The organism is Moorena sp. SIO1F2 (assembly GCF_010672755.1).
Classification (GTDB): Bacteria; Cyanobacteriota; Cyanobacteriia; order Cyanobacteriales; family Coleofasciculaceae; genus Moorena.
Genome location: NZ_JAAHFV010000602.1, coordinates 1 through 2,095 on the forward strand (window position 1 = coordinate 1; position 2,095 = coordinate 2,095).

A 2,095-nucleotide genomic window follows, 5' to 3' on the forward strand; every position below is an offset into this window, starting at 1 on the left:
AACTACAAAAAACTTAATAACGGCAGTGATAACAATCAATTTGAGTACTTAAATAGTCAAATATTATCACTTTTACCTGTTCCACGTTCCCTGTTCCCTAGTTTTACAGGTAAAATTTTAACTTGGTGCAGTATCTAAGTATACTCAGCTCTTGTACCTGATCAGACAAAAATAAAAACCTAGCTCATTTAACCAATGCATAAGTATATCTAACCAGGGCTATTTCATTGTGGAAAATGCGCTCTTTGTTTATCTAGTCCAAACTGGCACCATCTTTGTGCCTAAGCTATATTTGAAAAGTAATCAGAAGGATAGATATTTAGAGCAAAGTTACGAGCAACGACAAAGATTTAAGGTAACTGATGCATCCAAATACGTGAAGCATTTCACCAACAAGCAGTATTTTCGACCTTGCTTGTCAGTCAATATAATATAAGGCATCTTGCCGGTTTTGTGTGAAAGACTTTGTGCAAAATTTATCCCACACTCACAGTTTGCCGTAGGCCATGGGTGGTCGATCACGCTTGCAGATTTGGGGCTTTTTTTCCTGGAAGCTAAAAGCTGATCAGGTCATCGAGAATCCTAAGTAACTTGATTTCACTATAACCAATCAGCCATCTTAGGGAGTGAGCAAAGTGCGATGTTGAGTTTGCGATCGCATCAGGGTTTGTATACAGTTCTAAAAAGTGTTACATAGTCTAGCAATATCTCCAACTATTTGGTATACTTAAGGGAGGTTAGTGAACAGCACAAGAAAATGTCGCAGAGTCTACCAAAAACTCTTATTATTTGTTAAACTTAAGTTAGGGTAACACCGACAGGGATTATTATGTAACTTAAATTAAAGCCGAAAACCAAGGGTTTAATAGTTGCGCTCTCTATCCCGGTGTTATAACTTTTTTGACATTTTTATGGCGCTCGCGGGATATTCCGTCAGAGAAGCGCGGAGATACCCCCTGGATGCTATTGCATCTTGCATTGGCGGACCAAAGTCTATCTTGGTAGACTTTGGTAGCTAAAAAGTATCGGAAACGATCACAAACCCATAAGTCACATACTCCTACACTGAACTCAAAGAGTCAGTTTAGGCTTCTTGCCAACTACACCCAGCGGTATCGACTTTCGCCGACGCTGCGCGAACGGATACCTAGGCTTGCTTGATTAACGACACGGTCAGAAGTTACCTTAGAATAGGGCAGCCTTTATGGTTAGTCGGTTATGCGTAAAGGGTTAAAACTTTGAGGCGCGCTTTCCATGATTAAGGCTGCCCTATTCTAAGGTTTCCTCTCCGGGATGCCCCTACGCATGAAGTTACCGTAAGGATAGTGGAGCCTTAATCATAAAGTTGTAACCCTTTTCTGCATAGCCTGCTGACCATAAAGGATCCACTATCCTAAGGTTTCGTCTCTGAGCCGGAACAATACAAAAATTCGATTTTTTCGCGCTGTAAATAGCTGACTTGCCCAGCATTTAAGGCCGTAGGCCACGCTACGTGAACGGCTTTGTTTATCAGTAGATATATTATAGCAATTCCATACATACTCTGTGCAAAATTCATCCCACACCTAATGCGCAGCATAGGTGTGGGATGAATTTTGCCGGACAGCTAATCAATAAGCATCCTGTAATTCGTAGAAGTCCGGTGATATATAATCCTTCCGCAAAGGCCAACCCACCCAATCTTCTGGCATCAAAATCCGCTTCAGGTTAGGGTGCCCTTCAAAAACTATACCGAACATATCGTAGGTTTCCCGCTCCTGCCAATCAGCAGCTTTCCATATCCAGTAAACCGAGGGAAGCTTAGGATTATCTCGCGGTAGGAATACTTTTACACGCACTTCCTCAGGCTGATCAGTATTATCACTCACTTTAATCAAGTGGTAAAAGCTCACCAAGTCTGCCCCAGGACCAAAATCATAGCCTCCTTGACATTGGAGGTAGTTAAACCCATAGGCATACAGAGCAGTAGCAATGGGAAGCAAGACATCTGGTTCAACTTTGAGTACCTCAACGCCTAGGTGATCCAACTCCATGAACTCATGCTCAAAACCGTTTTCCTTGAGCCATCCGGAGACTTTTCCCGCTTCAACTATCA

General features: G+C 42.1%; 1 protein-coding gene. It reads right to left on the reverse strand.

What is annotated here, in order from left to right; translation table 11 throughout:
• Positions 1-1,610: 1,610 nt before the first annotated feature.
• The gene (locus F6J94_RS33270) at positions 1,611-2,093 is read right to left on the reverse strand and encodes an NAD(P)H-quinone oxidoreductase subunit J (RefSeq protein WP_293048089.1); all 483 of its coding nucleotides are present in this window, start codon (positions 2,091-2,093) and stop codon (positions 1,611-1,613) included.
• Positions 2,094-2,095 lie beyond the last annotated feature (2 nt).